20 protein-coding genes are annotated in these 19,762 nt (G+C 36.5%); 10 read left to right on the top strand and 10 right to left on the bottom strand.

Annotated elements, in window-relative coordinates:
* Positions 1 to 87 precede the first annotated feature (87 nt).
* The 6 genes from HP569_RS07850 (at position 88) to HP569_RS07825 (ending at position 4,051) form a co-directional block, all read left to right on the top strand.
* Positions 88 to 690 (top strand): DNA-3-methyladenine glycosylase, encoded by a 603-nt coding sequence (locus tag HP569_RS07850; RefSeq protein ID WP_182200618.1) that lies wholly within the window; start codon positions 88 to 90, stop codon positions 688 to 690.
* 69 nt (positions 691 to 759) lie between these two features.
* Complete coding sequence (locus tag HP569_RS07845; RefSeq protein ID WP_182200617.1) at positions 760 to 900, top strand: YfhD family protein; 141 nt, start codon at positions 760 to 762, stop codon at positions 898 to 900.
* Positions 901 to 1,208: 308 nt separating this feature from the next.
* On the top strand, positions 1,209 to 1,688 hold the full coding sequence (gene ectA / locus HP569_RS07840) for a diaminobutyrate acetyltransferase (protein ID WP_281366446.1): 480 nt from the start codon (positions 1,209 to 1,211) through the stop codon (positions 1,686 to 1,688).
* A gap of 67 nt (positions 1,689 to 1,755) precedes the next feature.
* On the top strand, positions 1,756 to 3,027 hold the full coding sequence (ectB, locus tag HP569_RS07835; protein ID WP_182200616.1) for a diaminobutyrate--2-oxoglutarate transaminase: 1,272 nt from the start codon (positions 1,756 to 1,758) through the stop codon (positions 3,025 to 3,027).
* Between the two features lie 52 nt (positions 3,028 to 3,079).
* Positions 3,080 to 3,466, top strand: coding sequence for an ectoine synthase (locus tag HP569_RS07830; RefSeq protein ID WP_182200615.1), 387 nt, complete (start codon positions 3,080 to 3,082; stop codon positions 3,464 to 3,466).
* A gap of 144 nt (positions 3,467 to 3,610) precedes the next feature.
* Positions 3,611 to 4,051, top strand: a complete 441-nt coding sequence (locus tag HP569_RS07825) for a YueI family protein (RefSeq protein WP_246367001.1) — start codon at positions 3,611 to 3,613, stop codon at positions 4,049 to 4,051.
* 56 nt (positions 4,052 to 4,107) lie between these two features.
* On the opposite strand, the gene HP569_RS07820 is transcribed toward HP569_RS07825, so the two are convergent.
* Positions 4,108 to 5,313: an aminotransferase-like domain-containing protein gene (locus HP569_RS07820; RefSeq protein ID WP_182200614.1), complete on the bottom strand. Its 1,206-nt coding sequence runs from the start codon at positions 5,311 to 5,313 to the stop codon at positions 4,108 to 4,110.
* 245 nt (positions 5,314 to 5,558) lie between these two features.
* On the opposite strand from HP569_RS07820, the gene HP569_RS07815 reads away from it, so the two are divergent.
* The 4 genes from HP569_RS07815 (at position 5,559) to HP569_RS07800 (ending at position 8,665) form a co-directional block, all read left to right on the top strand.
* Entirely contained in the window at positions 5,559 to 5,891 is a 333-nt protein-coding gene (locus tag HP569_RS07815) for an ArsR/SmtB family transcription factor (RefSeq protein WP_182200613.1), read from the top strand.
* Positions 5,892 to 5,925: 34 nt separating this feature from the next.
* Complete coding sequence (locus tag HP569_RS07810) at positions 5,926 to 6,927, top strand: permease (RefSeq protein ID WP_182200612.1); 1,002 nt, start codon at positions 5,926 to 5,928, stop codon at positions 6,925 to 6,927.
* A 34-nt stretch (positions 6,928 to 6,961) separates the two neighbouring features.
* Positions 6,962 to 7,192, top strand: coding sequence for a thioredoxin family protein (locus HP569_RS07805; RefSeq protein WP_182200611.1), 231 nt, complete (start codon positions 6,962 to 6,964; stop codon positions 7,190 to 7,192).
* Positions 7,193 to 7,552: 360 nt separating this feature from the next.
* The gene (locus HP569_RS07800; RefSeq protein WP_182200610.1) at positions 7,553 to 8,665 is read left to right on the top strand and encodes an NAD(P)/FAD-dependent oxidoreductase; all 1,113 of its coding nucleotides are present in this window, start codon (positions 7,553 to 7,555) and stop codon (positions 8,663 to 8,665) included.
* Between the two features lie 140 nt (positions 8,666 to 8,805).
* Here the strand turns inward: HP569_RS07800 and ilvD are convergent, their stop codons facing one another.
* From ilvD to HP569_RS07755, 9 genes are all read right to left on the bottom strand, one after another.
* Positions 8,806 to 10,488, bottom strand: a complete 1,683-nt coding sequence (ilvD, locus tag HP569_RS07795; RefSeq protein ID WP_182200609.1) for a dihydroxy-acid dehydratase — start codon at positions 10,486 to 10,488, stop codon at positions 8,806 to 8,808.
* Positions 10,489 to 10,730: 242 nt separating this feature from the next.
* On the bottom strand, positions 10,731 to 11,759 hold the full coding sequence (gene fni / locus HP569_RS07790; RefSeq protein ID WP_182200608.1) for a type 2 isopentenyl-diphosphate Delta-isomerase: 1,029 nt from the start codon (positions 11,757 to 11,759) through the stop codon (positions 10,731 to 10,733).
* Positions 11,760 to 11,776: 17 nt separating this feature from the next.
* Positions 11,777 to 13,243, bottom strand: a complete 1,467-nt coding sequence (locus HP569_RS07785; protein WP_182200607.1) for a phytoene desaturase family protein — start codon at positions 13,241 to 13,243, stop codon at positions 11,777 to 11,779.
* Positions 13,240 to 14,349, bottom strand: a complete 1,110-nt coding sequence (locus HP569_RS07780) for a glycosyltransferase family 2 protein (RefSeq protein WP_182200606.1) — start codon at positions 14,347 to 14,349, stop codon at positions 13,240 to 13,242. Before HP569_RS07780 ends, HP569_RS07785 begins: the two co-directional genes overlap by 4 nt.
* Positions 14,334 to 15,068 (bottom strand): lysophospholipid acyltransferase family protein, encoded by a 735-nt coding sequence (locus HP569_RS07775; RefSeq protein ID WP_182200605.1) that lies wholly within the window; start codon positions 15,066 to 15,068, stop codon positions 14,334 to 14,336. The genes HP569_RS07780 and HP569_RS07775 overlap by 16 nt, the downstream gene beginning before the upstream one ends.
* The gene (locus tag HP569_RS07770) at positions 15,046 to 15,789 is read right to left on the bottom strand and encodes a carotenoid biosynthesis protein (protein ID WP_182200604.1); all 744 of its coding nucleotides are present in this window, start codon (positions 15,787 to 15,789) and stop codon (positions 15,046 to 15,048) included. The genes HP569_RS07775 and HP569_RS07770 overlap by 23 nt, the downstream gene beginning before the upstream one ends.
* Before the next feature lie 13 nt (positions 15,790 to 15,802).
* Positions 15,803 to 16,630 (bottom strand): phytoene/squalene synthase family protein, encoded by an 828-nt coding sequence (locus HP569_RS07765; RefSeq protein ID WP_182200603.1) that lies wholly within the window; start codon positions 16,628 to 16,630, stop codon positions 15,803 to 15,805.
* Complete coding sequence (locus tag HP569_RS07760) at positions 16,624 to 18,075, bottom strand: phytoene desaturase family protein (RefSeq protein ID WP_182200602.1); 1,452 nt, start codon at positions 18,073 to 18,075, stop codon at positions 16,624 to 16,626. Before HP569_RS07760 ends, HP569_RS07765 begins: the two co-directional genes overlap by 7 nt.
* Positions 18,075 to 19,607, bottom strand: coding sequence for a phytoene desaturase family protein (locus tag HP569_RS07755; RefSeq protein WP_182200601.1), 1,533 nt, complete (start codon positions 19,605 to 19,607; stop codon positions 18,075 to 18,077). The genes HP569_RS07760 and HP569_RS07755 overlap by 1 nt, the downstream gene beginning before the upstream one ends.
* Positions 19,608 to 19,762 lie beyond the last annotated feature (155 nt).

The raw sequence follows: 19,762 nt of genomic DNA, 5'->3' as shown, positions 1-19,762 counted from the left end.
CTGTTAATAGTGAACTGCACCCCAATTGTTAGACACAAATAACAATTGGAGGTGCAGTTTTTCATCTTTTTAAAAAGGAGTCGTTGCATGTCTAAAATAAACCAACTCACCTCATTAAACAAAGCATTTTATCAATTACCTACATTAGACTTGGCTAAAAAGTTACTTGGCTGTATTTTAATAAAAGAAAGCAAAGAAGGAACGACTGCTGGAATAATTGTAGAAACAGAAGCTTATATTGGTCCACAAGATCAAGCAGCACACAGCTATCAAAATAAACGTACAAAACGTACAGAAATAATGTTTGGTCCTCCCGGCTATACCTATACTTATTCGATGCATACTCATTGTCTATTTAATGTAGTTTCTGGAGAGGTGAATCATCCCGAAGCTGTCTTAATTCGAGCAGTTGAACCATTTTATAATTTACCACTTATCCAAAAAAGACGTCCAAAGATTAATAAAGACACGCACCTCACGAACGGCCCTGGAAAATTGACAAAAGCACTACAGATTTCGATGGAGGATTATGGCCATCGCCTTACCGATTCCCCTCTATGGATTGCTGGTGGAATACAAGAACAAATCCCTATTTCCTGTGGACCAAGAATTGGCATAGACAACGCTGGTGATGCTAAATACTATCCTTGGCGCTTTTGGATAACAAACAACTCCTTTGTTTCTAAATAATTTTTTCTTTTTTTTTAGAAGAATGATTTCTATCTTATGACACAGACTAATCTTGAAAGGATGGTCGTAATGAACAGAAAAAATAATAAAAACGTAGCAAAAGCAGAAGACGTTACATTTTCTCAATCGGTTGCGGACAGTGAAGACAAAGCGGCACTAGAGCGTATGAAACAAGCAGATGCAAGAGTTGAAAGAAAATTAAAGAAGTAAAAAAAGTATATAGTAAAAATAAATCGTACCTACATGTCCCAATCATGTAGGTTTTTTTTAGCAAAATAGATCGAATTGTAAGAATACTTAACAATATGCAAGCATTTTTAAAGCTACGCTATCCTCATTCAGCTAAGCACGATTTTTACAAGCTTAAGGCAAATAATCCCTCTTAACCTCATTTGCGACTCCATCCATTTCCCTATAATATAATAAATGGAAACATACTGACTTAATTAATTAGTAACTATCTAAGAAAGGAGCTAGATATCATCAACGATCAAAAAGAAACTGCTTCATCTTCGGTTATTCAGTTTGAAAAACCAACAGTAAAAGATGGTGCAGCTATGTGGGATTTAGTTACTCACTCAACATTAGATCAAAATTCTGCTTATAAATATATATTGATGTGTGAATATTTTGCTGACACTTGTGTTATTGCAAAATTAGATCAAAAGGTAGTAGGATTTGTTACTGCATTTATTACCCCCGAACGTCCGGATGCAGTTTTCGTATGGCAAGTAGGTGTTGATTCTTCACAAAGGGGAAAAGGAATTGCATCAAAGCTTTTGAATGAGCTATTACAACGCGAAGCATGTGAAAATGTTCGTTTTGTAGAAGCAACAATCACGCCATCGAATAAAGCGTCACAAGCGTTATTCCATAAATTAGCTCATCAGCATAACACAACATGCGAAACGAGCGAGTTTTTCACCAAAGATTTATTCCCAGACGATTCACATGATGAAGAATGGAAGTTCAGAGTCGGACCCATTGCTTCAAATTGAAAAATAGATTAACGGTATAGCATACTATACTTTATTTCGTATGCAAAAAATTGAAGGAGGAAAATTTGTGAATAAAGATATGAAAATTTTTGAAAATTTAGAATCCGAGGTTCGTAGTTATGTACGCAGTTTCCCAACTGTTTTCACTAAAACAAAAGGATATAAAATGTGGGATAAGTCCGGAAATGAATATATCGACTTCTTTTCTGGTGCTGGCGCATTGAACTATGGACACAATAATGACTATATGAAACAGAAATTAATTGATTATATAGCTAGTGATGGTATTACACATTCTCTAGACATGGCTTCTACTGCTAAAGCAGATTTCTTAGAGAAATTTCAAGATGTCATCTTAAAACCTCGTGACTTAGATTATAAGATTATGTTTCCTGGACCAACAGGAACAAATACAGTAGAAAGTGCATTAAAGCTTGCACGTAAAGTTACTGGTCGTACAGATGTAATTAGTTTCACCAATGGTTTCCACGGTATGACAATTGGTTCATTATCCGTTACAGGGAACTCAATGAAACGTAAAGGTGCAGGGATACCATTACAAAACGTTGTAACCATGCCTTACGATAATTATGTAGATGACCAAGATTCACTTGATTATCTAGAGCGTTTCTTAGAAGACAGTGGTAGTGGTGTTGCTATTCCAGCTGCCATGATTTTAGAAACAGTTCAAGGTGAAGGTGGAATTAATGCCGCTAGCTTTGAATGGTTAAAGAAAATCGAGCGAGTATGTAAACGTTGGGGCATTCTTTTAATCGTCGATGACGTCCAAGCTGGTGTTGGTCGAACTGGAACTTTCTTTAGCTTTGAACCAGCTGGAATAAAACCAGATATCGTATGTCTGTCTAAATCATTAAGTGGCTATGGATTACCATTTGCTGTTACACTTATTCGTCCAGACATTGATATTTTTGCTCCAGGTGAACACAATGGTACATTCCGCGGAAATAACCATGCATTTATTACAGCTGCAGCGTCACTTGATTTTTGGAAAGACGATGAATTAGAAAATAACGTAAAAGTTAAATCGCAAAAAATTCTCGATTTTCTAGAAAAAATGGTGGAAAAATATCCCGAAATAAAAGGTGAGGTTCGCGGCCGTGGATTCATGGTTGGTGTTGCAACAGATGTAGACGGATTATCAAATAAGATTGCAGCAAACGCTTTTAAACATGGTTTAATCATGGAAACATCTGGCCCAAGTGACGAAGTATTTAAGCTATTCCCACCTTTAAACATTGATGATGAAGGATTAGATAAAGGCTTAGCTATCATTGAAAAAAGTATTAAAGACGCAATTAAAGAACCAATAACAAACTAATTTTAACCAAAAAATTTATGTAAATGTGGACAATGAAACAGGAGGATAAAACATGAAAGTAGTAGCACTTGAAGATGTATTAGGTACCAAACATGAAGTAGATGGCGGGAATTGGATTAGTCGTCGCCTGATTACAAAAAAAGATGGCATGGGCTATTCCGTAAATGACACCATCATTAAAGCTGGTACCGAAACGCATATATGGTATCAAAATCACCTTGAGTCTGTATATTGTATCGAAGGCGAAGGGGAAGTAGTAACATTGAGCGACAATAAAGTGTGGCCAATTGAAAAAGACCAGCTTTATGCCTTGGATAAAAATGATGAGCACTTATTACGTGCAAAAACAGATATGCGTATGGTTTGTGTCTTCAACCCTCCACTAACAGGAAATGAAGTACACGATGAAAACGGCGTATATCCAGTAGATGAAGGATAATATTTCATAAATGGAAAGCATCTCAACTCGAATATCTAGTTGAGATGCTTTTTTAACGCTTATAGTTAAAGGAATTTATTTGTATTTCGTCGAATACATCTATTATAATGACGATGAGAAGCTTCTTAGGGAGTGTTAATTATTATGAAAAAAGATGTAGATGATTATTTACAAGAAGGGATATATGGTGCAAAGGAAATTAACCCTTCAGAGCGTAAAATTTTTCTCGGAACGATACGTGAACGGGTTGTTTTTGTATTAACTAAAGGAGAAGTAATGAAAGCTAAAGGGATAAATGAATTAGAAGAGAAAATGATAGAGAATCCAGAAGCAAGAATTTTACTAAATGGTAATATTACTTTTCGTTTTTTTAAACCTTATCGACAAATAGCAAGTAAACATAACACCTTATATACAACTGTAAACAATCGTGATGCCAAATCAGATTATGGGCTTGTACTTACCTTTGATCATGCAGTTGATTATAGTGATGAGGATATTGTTTTACAAGAAACACCTGTGGTTGAAGCACCTAAAAAAGAAAAAACTTCTTTTTGGTCTAAATTGTTTGGTTCAAATGACTAACATATAAGCAGATAAGATTCTTACTATAAGAACCTTATCTGCTTTTTTATGTTGCTTTAATATACTTTCTCGATCGATTCCATTTGTGCTTGTTCCATGACAGTAACTAACCGATTCATTCCCTCTTCAATCAAATTTGGTGTGGCATTAGTGAAATTTAGTCTCATCGTGTTTTCTTTCGGGTCTGACACATAAAATGGTGCACCAGGAACAAACGCAACCCCCTGTTCTACCGCCTTTTGTAATAAATTTGTCGTATTTATCATTTCTGGCATATTCACCCACATAAACATGCCACCCTTTGGTTCAATGTAAGACAGTCCTTCCATATTTACTTGATCAAGTAGCTGCTTCATCACTAGCATCCGTTCATAATACGTATCTCTAATCACTTGAATATGCTTGTCGAGATCAAAATCCTGCATTAAATGAACGAGAGCATATTGACTAATAGAGTTAGTATGAAGATCTGCAGCTTGTTTTGCTTGTGACATTAAACGAATAATTTGATGTGGCCCAACAATCCAACCAATCCGCATTGCAGGTACAACTGTTTTTGAGAAGGTACTTGTATATAAGACATATTCGTTTTCATCCATTGATGCGAGTGTTGGTGGTGTCTCTCCTTGTTCGAACTGCAGATCACCATATGGGTCATCTTCTAAAATAACTACATGATATTTATTCGCTAATTGTAACAGCGCTTTTCTTCTTTCTAGTGACCATACCTTTCCACCAGGATTAGAATACGTTGGTACGACATAAATGCATTTCGGCTTTAGTCTTTTAATTTTATCTTCTAAGTCATCCTCCAACATACCATCTTGATCTGATTCAACAGGTACAACCTTCGTTTCATAAGAAGAAAAAACTTGTAAGGCCGCTAAATAAGTTGGATCCTCCGTTAGAACAATATCACCAGGATTAAACATAATTCTAGAAAACAGATCAATCGCTTGTTGTGACCCGGAAGTAATTAAGATGTCCTCTGGTCGCCTTATAATTTTTTTGTGTCTTCTCATCCGATCCGATAACTGTTTCCTTAGATCGTAGACACCCTCTGTCTCCCCGTATTGAAGTGCTTTTGGATTAGATTCAATTGCTTTTTGGAAAGCGTTACTAACAGCATCGACTGGAAATAAACCTTCGTCAGGTAATCCACCAGCAAATGAAATGACATCTCCGTTATTCACAACTTTTAATATATCCCTTACAGCTGACGATTTTAAATAACGCACCCGTTGTGAAAAACCATACTTCATTACTATTCCACCTTCACTTTATATTATTTGAAAAATCTGATAAATTAAAATATTTATTAATTATAACATGCTAGCACCCGAAAACAAATACTATTTTGTTTGCATTTTGATAAAATAGTTACATTGCATATACCTAAATCAACATTATTCTCGAGCTCAGTCAGATTTATTTTAACAAAATTGTCACTTTCACAACTATAAAACTAGAAAAATAGTTTTATAATAGATATAAGGAGTGTGATTATGTGAAATCAACTGTAAAAAACACTGATGAAGCAAAAATCATTGTAAATCAATCAGAACAACTATTACCTGCGCTACAAGAAGAAGTGAAAACAAAAGAAAAAGCGGATTTTTATAAAGCATTAGGGGATGAAACAAGGTTACGTATTATTGGAATGTTGTTAATTGATAACCTTTGTATGTGCGAAATAGTTTCTGGTTTAAATATTCCAACTTCTACAATTTCTCATCACTTAAAGTTATTGGAAAGAGGGAATATCATAAGATCACAAAAAGAAGGAAGATATACCGTTTACTATTTGAATAAAAAGACCGTTCTTCCATTTTTACAATAAGTTACTCCTTGATTAAAAGAAAGAAGGAAATAAAATGTCACTATTTTCATGGTTAAACGATCAATTTCTTAGAATGGAATGGCTTTCAACTAGTATTCGCTTATTAGTTGAAGATGTATTTCATTTTTCTGTTGATCAAAAACTAGGCGGTAGTATTCATTTCTTTATTTATGACACAATTAAAATTTTTATCTTAATGTCCGTTTTGATTTTTGGTATTTCCTATATTCAAAGCTACTTTCCACCAGAACGGACGAAAAAAATACTTGGAGGAATTAAAGGAATTAAGGGGAATATCCTAGGTGCATTACTCGGTACAATTACTCCATTTTGTAGTTGTTCTAGCATTCCCATTTTCATTGGATTTACAGCTGCTCGGTTACCATTAGGTGTAACCTTTTCCTTTTTAATATCTTCACCGATGGTTGATTTAGCATCATTTCTATTACTAAGCTCTTTCTTTGGGGTGAAATTAGCAGCTATTTACGTAATCGTTGGTCTCGTTCTCGCTATCATTGGTGGAACGATCATTGATAAATTACGATTAGAAAATCATGTACAGTCCTTTGTATTAGAAGCGAACAATGTGGAAAATGAACTAGAACAATTAACATACAAAGATCGAATTCATTTTGCGATTAATGAAGTAAAAGCTATTTTTAAGAAAGTTTGGTATGCGATCCTTATTGGTGTAGGTATTGGTGCATTAATTCACAATTGGATTCCACAATCCACCATTGAAGCCTTCATTGGAGAAGGAAATCCTTTTGCCGTTCTCATCGCTACTGTGATCGGTATTCCCATTTATGCGGATATATTTGGTACATTACCTATCGCTGAAGCCTTATTTGGTAAGGGCGTCGGGGTTGGTACGATTCTTGCTTTTATGATGTCCGTTACAGCTCTATCCCTACCATCTTTAATTATGTTAAGCAAAGTAGTTAAACCCAAAATATTAACTGCATTTATCATGATCATAACAATAGGCATTATCATAATTGGTTACACATTTAACGCATTAGATTTCCTATTTTAATAGGTGATTATAAAATTTTAAGGAGATGTTTCATATGATTATTAAAGTATTAGGACCAGGTTGTGCAAATTGCAAAAAACTACAGAAAAACGTTGAAGTAGCTATTAAAGAGCTTGGATTAGATGCTTCAATTGAAAAAGTAACTGATTTTAAAGAAATCACAAAGTATGGTGTAATGAGTACTCCTGCCCTAGTTGTAAATGATGATGTAAAAGTAGCTGGTAAAGTTGCAAAAGTTGACGAGATAAAGGTACATCTTCAATAAAAGACAAACAACAGATTTAACGCACCCCATTTATTAGATACATTTAACAATTGGAGGTGCAGTTTTTTTTATGACCAAGTTACAAATAAATAGAATAGCTCATTTTAATAACTCAACTTTTACAGTTAAACAATTTTTCAATTTTAACAAAAAGCGAATCAACTACCGATACAAGCGTTTAAACGAAAACAGGAATTCGATCACTTTAAAACTTGCTAATTGCCATTAATTTTTGCAGAATAATAAGAGAATTTTATTTTAACTTGTATTATCACATAATTGTTTATTGCAAGTAGTTGATTGTGATACATTGGTGTAATAGAAATACTTTGCTTATAGAGAAAAAGGAGTCTATCAATCATGAAAAAACACCTTATTATTGGGTCAGGGATACTAGGTGCCTCAACAGCATATCACTTAGCAAAAAAAGGTGTGGATGTAACGGTGATTGATCAAAAACATGCTGGTCAAGCAACCGATGCTGCAGCTGGAATTGTCTGTCCTTGGTTATCACAACGAAGAAATAAATTATGGTATTCACTAGCTAAAGAAGGGGCTCGCTATTACCACACGTTAATGAAAGAATTGGCTGAAGATGGAGAATCAGATACAGGCTATAAACAAGTTGGAGCCATTAGCATTAAGGACTCGGAAGAAAAGCTAGATGCGATGCTAAAACGCGCAATGAAACGAAGAGAAGACGCACCAGAAATCGGGGAATTAACAAAATTAACTGGTGATCAAGTAAAAGAAATGTTCCCGCCGCTTACAGAAGAATTTGGAGCCATTCATGTCAGTGGAGCCGCTCGGGTGGATGGACGAAAACTTCGTGATGCATTAATACGAGCTGCAAAAAAACACGGAGCAAATTTTATTCGAGGAAATGCTACATTAAAAGAAGAAAATCAACAAGTCTATGCGTTGATAGATGATCAACCTATGTTCGCAGATCGCATCATCATTACTGCTGGCGTATGGAGTAAACAACTTCTATCACCACTCGGGATTAACTTTTTAGTAGACGCTCAAAAAGCTCAAATTATGCACATGCAATTACCTAACACGGATACAAGTGATTGGCCAGTTGTTATGCCTCCGAGTGATCATTATCTAGTAGCTTATGACGATCAGCGAGTGATAGCCGGCGCTACACATGAAAACAATCTAGGATTTGATCAGCGTGTGACACCAATTGGCTTACAAGAAATTTTGAATAAATCACTTGATATTGCACCGGGATTAGCACAAAGTACAGTGCTTGAAACAAGGGTAGGTTTCCGTCCAAGTACACCGGGGTTTTTACCTGTGATCGGACAAATCCCTGGGTTTGACCAATTATTTACAGCGAATGGATTAGGTTCATCTGGCTTAACAACCGGACCATTTCTCGGACAACAATTAGCAAGCCTTGTTTTAGGAGAATCGATGTTGATTGATCCTAATGATTATCCTGTTGCTGGAGCAATCGAATAAAGTGGGTTTTCGGTCATTAGCATCCCAATTTGACATCTCTTTGTTCGAATAAAGTGGTTTTCGGTCAATCGATAGTCAAACCATATGAAATAAAAAAATAGATGTAGCGATTAAACTACATCTATTTTTTATGCATTTATTTAAGCTTGAAAGTCGTCCGTTACTGCACCCTTTGAGGAACAAGATACATTATGTGCATACTTCCCAAGTACACCTTTGCTATACAATGGTGGTGCACTCCAGTTTTGCTTTCTTTGTTCGATTTCTTCTTCAGATACATCCATTGTAATTTCTTGAAGTTCTGAATCGATCGTAACAATATCCCCTTCTTGTAGGTATGCAATCGGTCCACCCACTTGTGCTTCTGGGGCAATATGACCTACTACCAATCCGTGCGTTCCTCCAGAAAAGCGTCCGTCTGTTAATAAAGCGACTTTTTCTCCAAGGCCTTTTCCGACTAAAATTGCTGAAATAGATAACATCTCAGGCATTCCAGGTCCACCTTTAGGCCCAACATTTCGAATAACGAGTACGTCTCCCTCGTTAATTTCATTCTTCATTACAGCATTAGTTGCTTTCGTTTCGTTATCAAACACTCGAGCAGGACCAGTATGACGTTTAACTTTCACTCCCGACACTTTGGCTACCGCTCCATTTGGTGCTAAATTCCCTTTTAAGACTACTAATGGTCCAGTTTTACGATATGGTTTCTCTAACGGTAGAATAATCTTTTGTCCTTCAACTAAATCGGGTGCGTCTGCTAGATTTTCAGCGATTGTTTTACCTGTTACAGTTAAGCAGTCTCCGTGTAAATAACCGTTTTCGTATAACATTTTCATTACGGCTGGCACACCGCCAACTTTATATAAGTCTTCCATTACATATTTTCCACTAGGCTTCAAATCTGCAAGGTGTGGCACCTTTTTCTGAATGCGGTCAAAGTCATCCATAGATAGATCCACCTCAGCAGCATGTGCTATAGCTAATAGATGTAAGACAGCATTTGTAGACCCACCCAGTGCCATAACAACTGTAATTGCATTTTCAAATGCTTTTTTTGTTAAAATATGCTTTGGATAGATTCCTTGTTCTAATAGTTTATAAGCCGCTTCACCAGCTAACTTTGTATCTTCATATTTATCAGGAGATTCTGCAGGGTGTGAAGAGCTACCAGGTAAACTCATACCTAATGCTTCAACAGCAGATGCCATTGTGTTAGCAGTATACATGCCCCCACAAGATCCTGCACCAGGACAAGCATGACATTCTATACCGTGCAATTCTTCATCTGAGATATCACCGTTATTATGCTTACCTACACCTTCAAATACAGATACGATATCTAACTTTTCACCGTTACGATAACCAGGTGCGATCGTTCCACCATAAACAAATACAGCTGGTACATCAGAACGAGCAATCGAGATTAAACAGCCAGGAATATTTTTGTCACATCCACCAATTGCCACATAAGCATCCAAATTTTCTGCTCCAACGACGGTTTCAATAGAATCGGCAATTACATCACGACTTGGTAAAGAGTAGCGCATTCCTTCTGTTCCCATGGAAATACCATCTGATACTGTAATGGTATTAAAAATCAGTGGCACTCCTCCTGCTTCACTGGCACCTTTTTTCGCTTGTTCTGCTAACTCATGTAAATGAATATTACAAGGCGTCACTTCACTCCACGTACTCGCAACACCAATCATAGGCTTTTTGAAGTCTTCATCGGTTACCCCAACTGCACGTAACATAGCTCTGTTTGGTGCGCGTTTAGGATCATCAAACACATTACTTTTGATTCTTAGATCTTTTGACATAACTCTCCCTCCAATTCTCTTTCTATTAACTATAATCGTTCACGCGAATCTTTTCAATATATTTTCTATTTTCTGAAAATATTTTTTCTAGTAATATTATTTGTTCAATAAATCGTCATTTATATGTCGAATCATCCTCTGTTCTCCATTCCTATTTCATTTTAACTAACTATAAATAAAAAAAACACCTCAAACTTTTATTGCGTATTACAACAAAGTAGAGGTGTTTCTGTATGCATTTTCTAAGAAATAATGACTCGATTCGTTTGTTTCAGTTCATTTATATCCCGAACCCCCAAAGCAAACATAGCCATTTGTAATTCTAATTCTCTTGTTTCCATTAAATCCAACAGCTTATCAACTGACTCTGTTGATTCGCGTAAAATAGACCGCGCAAAACCAACCATGTCTGCTCCGATAGCAATCGCTTTTGCCGCATCTAACCCTGTCTTCATCCCACCACTTGCGATTATCGGTATATCGGAAACATGATCACGTACTGAGACAATACTTTCTACAGTAGGAATACCCCAATCAACAAACGCTTCCGCTGCTTCTTTTTTTATCTTGTCTTGAGAACGCAATTTCTCTACTTGGCTCCAAGAGGTACCACCAGCTCCTGCTACGTCAATGAAAGAGACACCTACATCACGTAATTGGTTGGCTACAGTTCCGTCAATGCCCCAGCCAACTTCTTTAATCCCAACAGGAATATCTAACTTTTTCACAAGTGTCTCTATTTTTCCTAAAAGGTTAGAAAAATTTGTATCTCCACCCGTTTGAATCACTTCTTGAATTGCGTTTAAGTGTAATACCAATACATCTGCATCGGTAATTTCTTTAATCTGTTGACACTTATCTACGCCAAAACCATAATTTAATTGCACTGCCCCTAAATTAGCAATGATCGGAACCGTTGGAGCGTATTCTCTTATTTGAAAGGATGGTCGATATTCTTTATTTTCTACTAAGGCACGAGTTGAACCTAATGCAAACGTCCATCCTCTCTCTTCTGCAGCGATAGCTAGATTTTTATTAATTGTTTCTGCTAGCTCTGCCCCACCAGTCATTGAACTAATTAGAAAAGGCGTTTTTCGCTCAAAGCCGAGAAATGACTGACTTAATGACACATCATTAAAATCGATTTCTGGTAGTGCATTATGAACAAAGCGTACCGATTCCATACCAGTTGTAATTGCCTTTCCAGTTACTTGATCTGTTAAACACAACTCAATGTGTTCTGCTTTTCGTTTGTTAATAGAATCTGACATATGGAAGTCCCCTTTATCTAATATTTATCTATAATCTCATTCGCGACAAGCGTTCCTGACAATGTGACCATCGGGGTTCCACCTCCAGGATGGGTAGAGCCACCAACATAATACAACTGGTCTATTTGCTTATCTTTGTTAGGCATTCGGAAAAAGGCTTGTTTAAAGTTATTTGATGACATACCGTAAATCGTTCCTTTATATGCTTCAGTTCGATTCGCGATATCAAGTGGTGTCATCTGTTCTTCATATTCTATCTTATCTTCATTTATATCGATACCAAATTGGTTTAATTGCTTTAGGACACGATTTATAATTCCTGACGTTGTTTGTGTTGTCCAAGAAAAATTGTCCGTCAAATACGGAGCATTAATTAAAACGAATAAATTACTTGCTCCTTGTTTTGCACGTGCTTCATCACTCTCACTTGAATTGCATATATAAATTGTTGGCTCTTGCGGCACAGATTTCTTCTTGAAAATAGCATCAAACTCATCTGCGTAATTGGTCGGAAAGAAAACATTATGATGCCTTAAAGCTTCAAATTGTTCATCTACCCCTAATAAAAGTACAAAGCCTGATAAAGAGGGTTCTCTCTTTTCCAATTTATGCAAATCAGAAGCCGTCCCTATGAACTTTTCTTTTACTGTGAGCGCATCAATATTAGACACTATTTCATCAGCGAATAATGTTGTATTGTCTGTCTCTACTCCAACTGCACGGCCATTTTTGATTAACAACTGCTTGACCTCTGTATTAGTATGTATTGTCACACCTAATTCTAATGCTAACTTTTCTAATCCTTTAACTAGGGCATACGTTCCACCACGAATACCATAAATACCTTGTCTTCCTTCAACATGAGCCATCATACTAAAAATTGCTGGTGCTTGGTATGGAGATGACCCTACATAAGTGGCATAACGACCGAACATTGCTAGTGTATTCGGATGCTTAAAAAAGCTATTGTGCCACCGCTCCAAGGATGTCAGTGGTTTTATTTTAAGAAAATCCTTTATTAATTTTGGTGAAAACTTTGCTTTGGTTGCGTATAATAACTGATTAAAAAAACGCTGTTCCGCTATATGATAAAACCTACTCGATGCGGCAAGAAATTTTGGATATTGTAACGCGTCATCTGAACTGTACGCTGCAATTTGTGACTGTACATGCTCTATATCGGTATTAAAGTCGACTACATGACCATCAGAGAAAAAATTTCTTGTCCCTGACTCTATAGAATAAAACGAAACATAATCCTCTAATTTGCGATTACAATCTGAAAAGACATTTGAGAAAACATGCTTCATCGTTATTGTACTTGGTCCTAAATCAAACTGATATTCTCCTGTATCTACTTGTTGCAGCTTTCCACCGAGGGTAGCTTGCTTCTCCACTACTGTAACGGAAAATCCATGATAAGCCAAACGAACAGCACAACTTAATCCACCTAAACCAGCACCAACAACAATAACCTTTTTCATAAATACCTTCTCCCTTTCCACTGATAACCAACTTTTCGGAAGCTTCGAATATACGAATCTATACTAATCATCATTACAATTAATACACTTAACGGGAGAAACAAGCTATATATTAATGACACACCATTGACCTTATCAATAATCGCTTTTGTTAAAACAACCATACTATACCAAAGTAAAACGTACCATAAATTTGCTCCCATAAAAAAAAGCACTAAAGGCAAGATATACAAGAAGCTATAATAACTCATTACGAATATAAATAGTAAGGAATTACGAGCCAATCCCTCAAAAATATTTTTTTGATATCCTAACCACACTTGTTTCCAATTGTTATACATTCGCATAGATACTAGTTGATCAACTTTTATCAAACTAGCTGAGAAATGGAACTGCTTCATACGCTTCATTAACTGCATATCATCGAGCAAGCTCTCACGAATAGAAGCATGCCCACCAATCCTATAATAGCTCTTTTTGTTAACAGCAATAAAAGCACCATGGGCCGCAGCGAACATGGGTCTCTTGCTTTTTCGAACCAAATAAACCGGAAGATGAATCAAAACAACAAATAGCATCATCGGAACAACAAGCTTTTCCATCCAAGTACGTGTCAGTTGACGAGGAAAACCGGAAACAATCCCTTCCCCTTGCTCTTCTAGAAAAGGTAGTAAACTTTCAACTGCCTGAGGCTCCAAACGTGCATCGGCGTCCAAAAACAAAAACCAATCGCCTTCAGCATGGTCAGCTAATTGTTGGCACGCAAAGGATTTACCCATCCAACCACTTGGTAGCGTATCCCCTTCTAACAAACGGATCTCTTTGTGTTTTACTGCTAACGCTTCTACCATCTGGGCTGTATTATCAGTAGAATGATCATTCAGAACGATTACCTCATACGGTGCTTGTGTTTGTGATAAAACAGAAGTCAAGCATGCCTCAATATTTGCTTCTTCATTTCTTGCAGGGATTAAAACAGACAGTCTATTCTTTGTTGGTGCTTGCTTTATTCGTTCTAAAGGTCTAACAAACATAGTTACATTCCAACAAACAAACACAAATTGAATGACTACTATGGTTAATATGACAATCAAAATGGCATCCACTTTTTAACTCCTTTTTTAAAGGCATCAAAATGATCACTAGTTGACTTACTTAAAGGCATTGCTTGGACCGCATCCTCCAACTTAGCATGAATGACATCATGCTCATGTGCACGGACTTGATTTTCTAAAATTTGCTCAACATAACTTGTCCAATAGGATCTAGATTGTGACGTTCCTTCTATATGACACGGCTCACCAAATCGGATACTCACAATCGGCTTTTGAACTTCAGTGAAATAATAATGTAAACTTACTGGCTTGACTATTACATGATCAAAGCGTTGGAGTAAATAGCCAATACCTGATTGAAATTGTATCGGTCGAACAGCTTGATGCTCAATTTTCCCTTGTGGAAACATCCAGACTGACTTTTGGTCACGCATTAATTGCTCACTATACTGAAGTGCTTTTAATATATCCTTTGGGCGAGACCGATTAATCGAATAGGCGCCAAGCTTACGAAAAAAAGGGTATTTTTCCAACCCTTCTTCGTCCATCATAATATAAAAATTGCTGTCTTGATTTTTGCTAGTTAAATAAAATAACAATAAACCATCCCACCAGGAGCTATGATTAGCAATAAAAATAACTGGTGTATTGGAATCTACGCTTATTTCACCTTCAAGGTAAATCGTATGGAGATTCTTTTTCAACAGATAACGTTGCAAGTAAGTATAGAATAGCTTCTCAAATTGCTTATTTTTGTTTGCGGTAATCATATTGATACCTACCTTCTATTAATAAAATAAACAAGATGCTCAGTATTCCAATCATAATTAGTCCTAAACGAACACCAATCATCCCAAACATAAATAGCATCCCTTGAAAAACAAAGATGACTTTTCGATGTGTACGTTTTTGTTTTGAATAAAGAGGGAACAAATAAGACAAAGCAGCACCAATAATATACCAACTAATAAAATTACTTAAAGGTATACCAAAATATCCGCCTGATCCGCTACCTCCCCACTCCCAAAATAAAGAAGCTTCAGCAACAGGATCTAAAATAAGATCAATGACAACAATCCATATACCTGTCTCTATCGCACGAAGGTGTTTATTTCTTTGTGTAGCAACATACAAGCTATTTAGTAATACGCCAACCCATGCAAGCGCAATCGTTATCGGAACTCCAAAGAACTTCGGGCCGAGTATCGCGGAATAATGATAGGTTCCAAATGGAAATCCTGTTGCCACACTCCATGCTTCAATAAAAAAAGTTACTAAACAAACGATTATAAGTGCAAAAAAATAACGACTGACAGGTTTGACTTGTTTCATTGTTAACTCGACTAAAGCAAAAGCATAAAATACGAGAAATAATGGTTTAGAAAATGCTAAAAAATCAGGAACTTCCCAGAAAACTTGTAGGATAAACCCTACTACAAGCCAAAAAACAAAAATAGGAAATAAAATGAGATGGTTCTTTTGCAGTTCCATAAATAACCTCTCATTAACGTGTTAGCTGCAATAACAGCTTACTTTTTCTTGTATTTGTCACAATCGCTCGCTTTGTAAAAACTTGATAATCATTTTCTTTCACTACTTCTATAATTTCTCTATAATACCCTGCTGCAAGCTTCATCGATAAAGCACTTTTTGCTGGATATTGGTCGATGTATCTAAGGCCATCTGTAAACCATTGATCTGCTTGTGTCGTTAATTCTTTAATTACAGATCGTAGTGATTGATTGACCCTTTGATTTTCCCAGTCATCAATTGAGTACGCATACTTTTCCATAATTTCTAATGGTACATACCTTCTCCCTAATCGCTGATCCGCTCCAATATCTCTAATAATATTGACAATTTGCATCCCTTTGCCGAGCGCAATACCACTATCAACTAAATGTTCATTAGGGGAACCATGTAACACAGGGATTAACATTTCACCTACAGAGCCAGCAACACGATAACAATAATCCTCTAATTCTTCCATCGTATCGTATGTTGTTTTAAAATAATCTAATTGTTGACCACTCATTTGAATATAATATGGTTCTTTTGATAGATTAAAAGTGTCCATTACCCAACGTAAAGCAGGCCAGATAAAATGACCTTCTGCTTGGTTCAAGTTCGTAAAATTCGCTTCTAGTTCCTCTAATGTATACAGAGAGTGATCTGGGTCATCTACTGCATCATCAATCATCCGACAAAATGCATAAATCACATACACTGCTTCTCGCTGCTGTTTAGGTAGAATATTGAATGCATGATAAAAAGTTGATGATCCTTTTTTTATCATTTCTTTACAAGCAAGTGCTGTGCGTTCATCTAACATGTTTGTTTCCCCTCTTCTTTGAAATATTGAGCTAATAAACGTGCACCTTGCATGACGATAGGCACACCACCACCAGGATGAACAGAGGCACCGACTGCAAATAAGCCTGCAATCTTCGGGTGAATGATCTGAGGTCTAAATCCACCAGACTGATTCATGTTTGGTGCAACACCAAAGCTTCCCCCTAGATATAATCCGTCCAATTCTGCTTGCCTTGGTGTGCGAATTGATTGCCACTCTATTTCTTCACGTAAACCTTCGAAGCTCGTTCTCTCTATTCTATCAATTTGACTATCTACTAGTCTATTAAGCTCTTCTTCACTTGGATCAATTGATGCTGGGACAGGAATTAACATATACAGGACACTCTTTCCCTTTGGAGCTGCTTCAGGATCAATAGAAACTGGATTAAAAACGTAACAAGAAGGATCCGTAGGAATAGAATCACCACTCACAACTTGCTTCATGTATTCATCAAAGTCTTGCGATAAGAAAAACTGATGGGTGAGATTTTGTTCATATCTTTTCGTTACTCCTAGATAAACAAGTACACAACCAGAAGAAGGAGATAATTTCTTTTTCGCATGATATTTTTCAGGCAACAAACGATCAATTGTTGGGTAGTCTCCATTAAAAACAACATGATTAAAAGGTTTAAACTGTCCCTTAATCTGCAAACCTGTTACCGATTCTTGTTCAACCACGATTTGATCGACTGGATGTTCTTTATAAATCTTAATACCTCTCTCTTTGCATATCTCTTCTAAGACAGGAACTAAGCTTGCATAACCACCTTTTACATACCAAATGCCGTATGCGTGTTCACTGTAGGAAATTAAGCCATATAGCGCAGGCACTTGATGTGGCGCCCCACCAATATACAATGTCTGAAGCGCATAACCATGCATTAAACGTCGATCTTGGAAGAAGGTCGAAAGGTAATTAGTAACATACTGATAAGACTGTGAAGATAGGACAAATTTTATATTTTGAAAAGACAAAAACCCTCGTTTGTTGATGAAAATTTTTGAAAGAAAGGCGTCCGTCCCAAATTCATATACTTTTTTCATTTGACGCATATATCGTTGATAGCCAAAAGACTCACCCGGGAATTTACTCTCAATTTCTTCCTTCTGGAGTTTAGGATCACGCCACTTCCGATAAACTGTCCCATCTGCATAATGAATATCATAAAGCGGATCACAAGGGATTAAATCAATTTTATCCCGGCTAACTCCTGCTTCATCTAAAATTTCCAATAACAATTCTGGTAAAAGGACAATCGTTGGACCTTGATCAATTCGATATTCTCCATTTGTTTCGAAGGTTAATCTTCCGCCCAAGTAGCTTTCCTTTTCATAGATCGTTACTTGGTGTCCTTGTTTATTTAATAATAATGCCGTAGTTAAACCACCGATACCCGCACCAACAATAGCTGTTTTCATTAGAAGCCTTCCTTTGCAGCTGCAACTTCTTGAACTACTGACTGCTCTTTTATTGAACCATATTGTTCCTGTAACAAATCTGCACTAATGATAGCTGATTGAAAAATAGTAGGTAATCCACTACCTGGATGCGTTCCTCCTCCAACTAAGAAGCAATGATCAACGTCCTCAAATTTATTATGTGGTCTAAAATACATCATCTGATCTAACGTATGTGATAGATTAAAAGTTGCACCTCGATACACATAATAGTTTTGTTCCCACTCTAACGGGGAAACAATTTGTTCTACTTCTATTCTATCACGGATATCAAATAATGCTGGTTCGTTAGATAATCGATCTAGTATTTTCTCTCGTAACAACGGTTTCTGTTCTTTCCAATCTATATCCGCTTCTAAATTAGGAACAGGCATTAGTACATATAGAGCAGATTTTCCCTCTGGAGCTAATGTATGATCAATGCGTGATGGGTTGTGGACATAAATCGAAGCATCTTCTGAAATTATGCCTTGTTTCGTAATATCATCAACATTCTGCTTGTAATCCTCAGCAAATAACACCATGTGATGTGGTAAATCTACCTCTCCATCTACACCTAAATAAAGCATGAAAGTGGACAAAGATAACCCTTTTTTCTCTAACTGCTCTTTTTTGTATTTATTTAATACGTCTTGATCAAATAAATGTGTCATGGCGTAACCGAAATCGGCATTAATAACAACATCATCCGCTTGGAGCACACTGCCATTTTCTAGTTGTACACCTACTGCTTTTCCGTCATTTACTAATACTTGCTTTACTCCAGCATTGGTGACAACTTCTCCACCATGTTCTTCTATAACTTTAGCCATCGCATGACAAACCTGATTTACCCCACCAATAGGATGGAATAAACCAAATCGATGTTCTAAAAACGATAGAATAGTAAATGTACCAGGACAATCCCATGCAGACATCCCTAAATACTTTGCTTGAAAAGAGAAAGCCCATTTTAATCGTTCATCTGAAAAGTATTTGGATAATCTTCCATACACCGTATCAAATGCGTTTAGGCGAGGTAATGCGCGCCACATATCTTTAGTAAAGAAGTTAGCAAAACTAGTGAATGGCTGTTTTAATAACGCGTTCACTCGATCAAATTTTTCTCCCTCTATACGTAGAAATCGTTCGTATCCTTCTTCATTACCAGGAAATAAACGACTAATTTCTTTTTTGGTATCAGAACTATTTGTACTTGGTGAAAAAGATACATCACCAAATTTCAATGTGTATAATGGATCTATTTCTCGCATATCAACATAATCATGTAGATTACGCCCAGATCGGACAAACACTTCTTCCAATATTTGTGGCATCATAAAAAAAGTGGGTCCTAAATCAAAATGGTAATCACCCACCGTTAGTTTTGAAGTGCGTCCTCCAATATGAGGCTGCTTCTCGAGCACCTTCACATCATATCCAGCTGCGCTTAACTGCATAGCCGCCGCTAAACCCCCAGGTCCCGCTCCAACAACAATCACTTGTTTTTTCATAAATATTTCCCCCTATGCAGTAACTCTTAAAAGTTATCGATAAAATAGTGACAATATTGTGTAAATAATTATATACTAATTGTATAACCTTTGTATAGATTTATAACCTGTTACAAAATTGTTAAACCTCTTTTTATTGCTATTGTGTGAAATCT

It is taken from the genome of Paraliobacillus salinarum, from assembly GCF_014083865.1.
Lineage (GTDB): Bacteria > Bacillota > Bacilli > Bacillales > Amphibacillaceae > Paraliobacillus > Paraliobacillus salinarum.
The sequence above is the reverse complement of the archived record's forward strand: the minus strand, read 5'-3'. Positions and strand labels throughout refer to the sequence as shown.

Coding starts and splice junctions, on each gene's coding strand:
- HP569_RS07850 (WP_182200618.1), top strand. CDS start 88: ATGTCTAAAATAAACCAACTCACCTCATTAAACAAAGCATTTTATCAA.
- HP569_RS07845 (WP_182200617.1), top strand. CDS start 760: ATGAACAGAAAAAATAATAAAAACGTAGCAAAAGCAGAAGACGTTACA.
- HP569_RS07830 (WP_182200615.1), top strand. CDS start 3,080: ATGAAAGTAGTAGCACTTGAAGATGTATTAGGTACCAAACATGAAGTA.
- HP569_RS07825 (WP_246367001.1), top strand. CDS start 3,611: ATGAAAAAAGATGTAGATGATTATTTACAAGAAGGGATATATGGTGCA.
- HP569_RS07820 (WP_182200614.1), bottom strand. CDS start 5,313: ATGAAGTATGGTTTTTCACAACGGGTGCGTTATTTAAAATCGTCAGCT.
- HP569_RS07810 (WP_182200612.1), top strand. CDS start 5,926: ATGTCACTATTTTCATGGTTAAACGATCAATTTCTTAGAATGGAATGG.
- HP569_RS07805 (WP_182200611.1), top strand. CDS start 6,962: ATGATTATTAAAGTATTAGGACCAGGTTGTGCAAATTGCAAAAAACTA.
- HP569_RS07800 (WP_182200610.1), top strand. CDS start 7,553: ATGAAAAAACACCTTATTATTGGGTCAGGGATACTAGGTGCCTCAACA.
- ilvD (WP_182200609.1), bottom strand. CDS start 10,488: ATGTCAAAAGATCTAAGAATCAAAAGTAATGTGTTTGATGATCCTAAA.
- fni (WP_182200608.1), bottom strand. CDS start 11,759: ATGTCAGATTCTATTAACAAACGAAAAGCAGAACACATTGAGTTGTGT.
- HP569_RS07785 (WP_182200607.1), bottom strand. CDS start 13,243: ATGAAAAAGGTTATTGTTGTTGGTGCTGGTTTAGGTGGATTAAGTTGT.
- HP569_RS07775 (WP_182200605.1), bottom strand. CDS start 15,068: ATGATTACCGCAAACAAAAATAAGCAATTTGAGAAGCTATTCTATACT.
- HP569_RS07770 (WP_182200604.1), bottom strand. CDS start 15,789: ATGGAACTGCAAAAGAACCATCTCATTTTATTTCCTATTTTTGTTTTT.
- HP569_RS07765 (WP_182200603.1), bottom strand. CDS start 16,630: ATGTTAGATGAACGCACAGCACTTGCTTGTAAAGAAATGATAAAAAAA.
- HP569_RS07760 (WP_182200602.1), bottom strand. CDS start 18,075: ATGAAAACAGCTATTGTTGGTGCGGGTATCGGTGGTTTAACTACGGCA.
- HP569_RS07755 (WP_182200601.1), bottom strand. CDS start 19,607: ATGAAAAAACAAGTGATTGTTGTTGGAGCGGGACCTGGGGGTTTAGCG.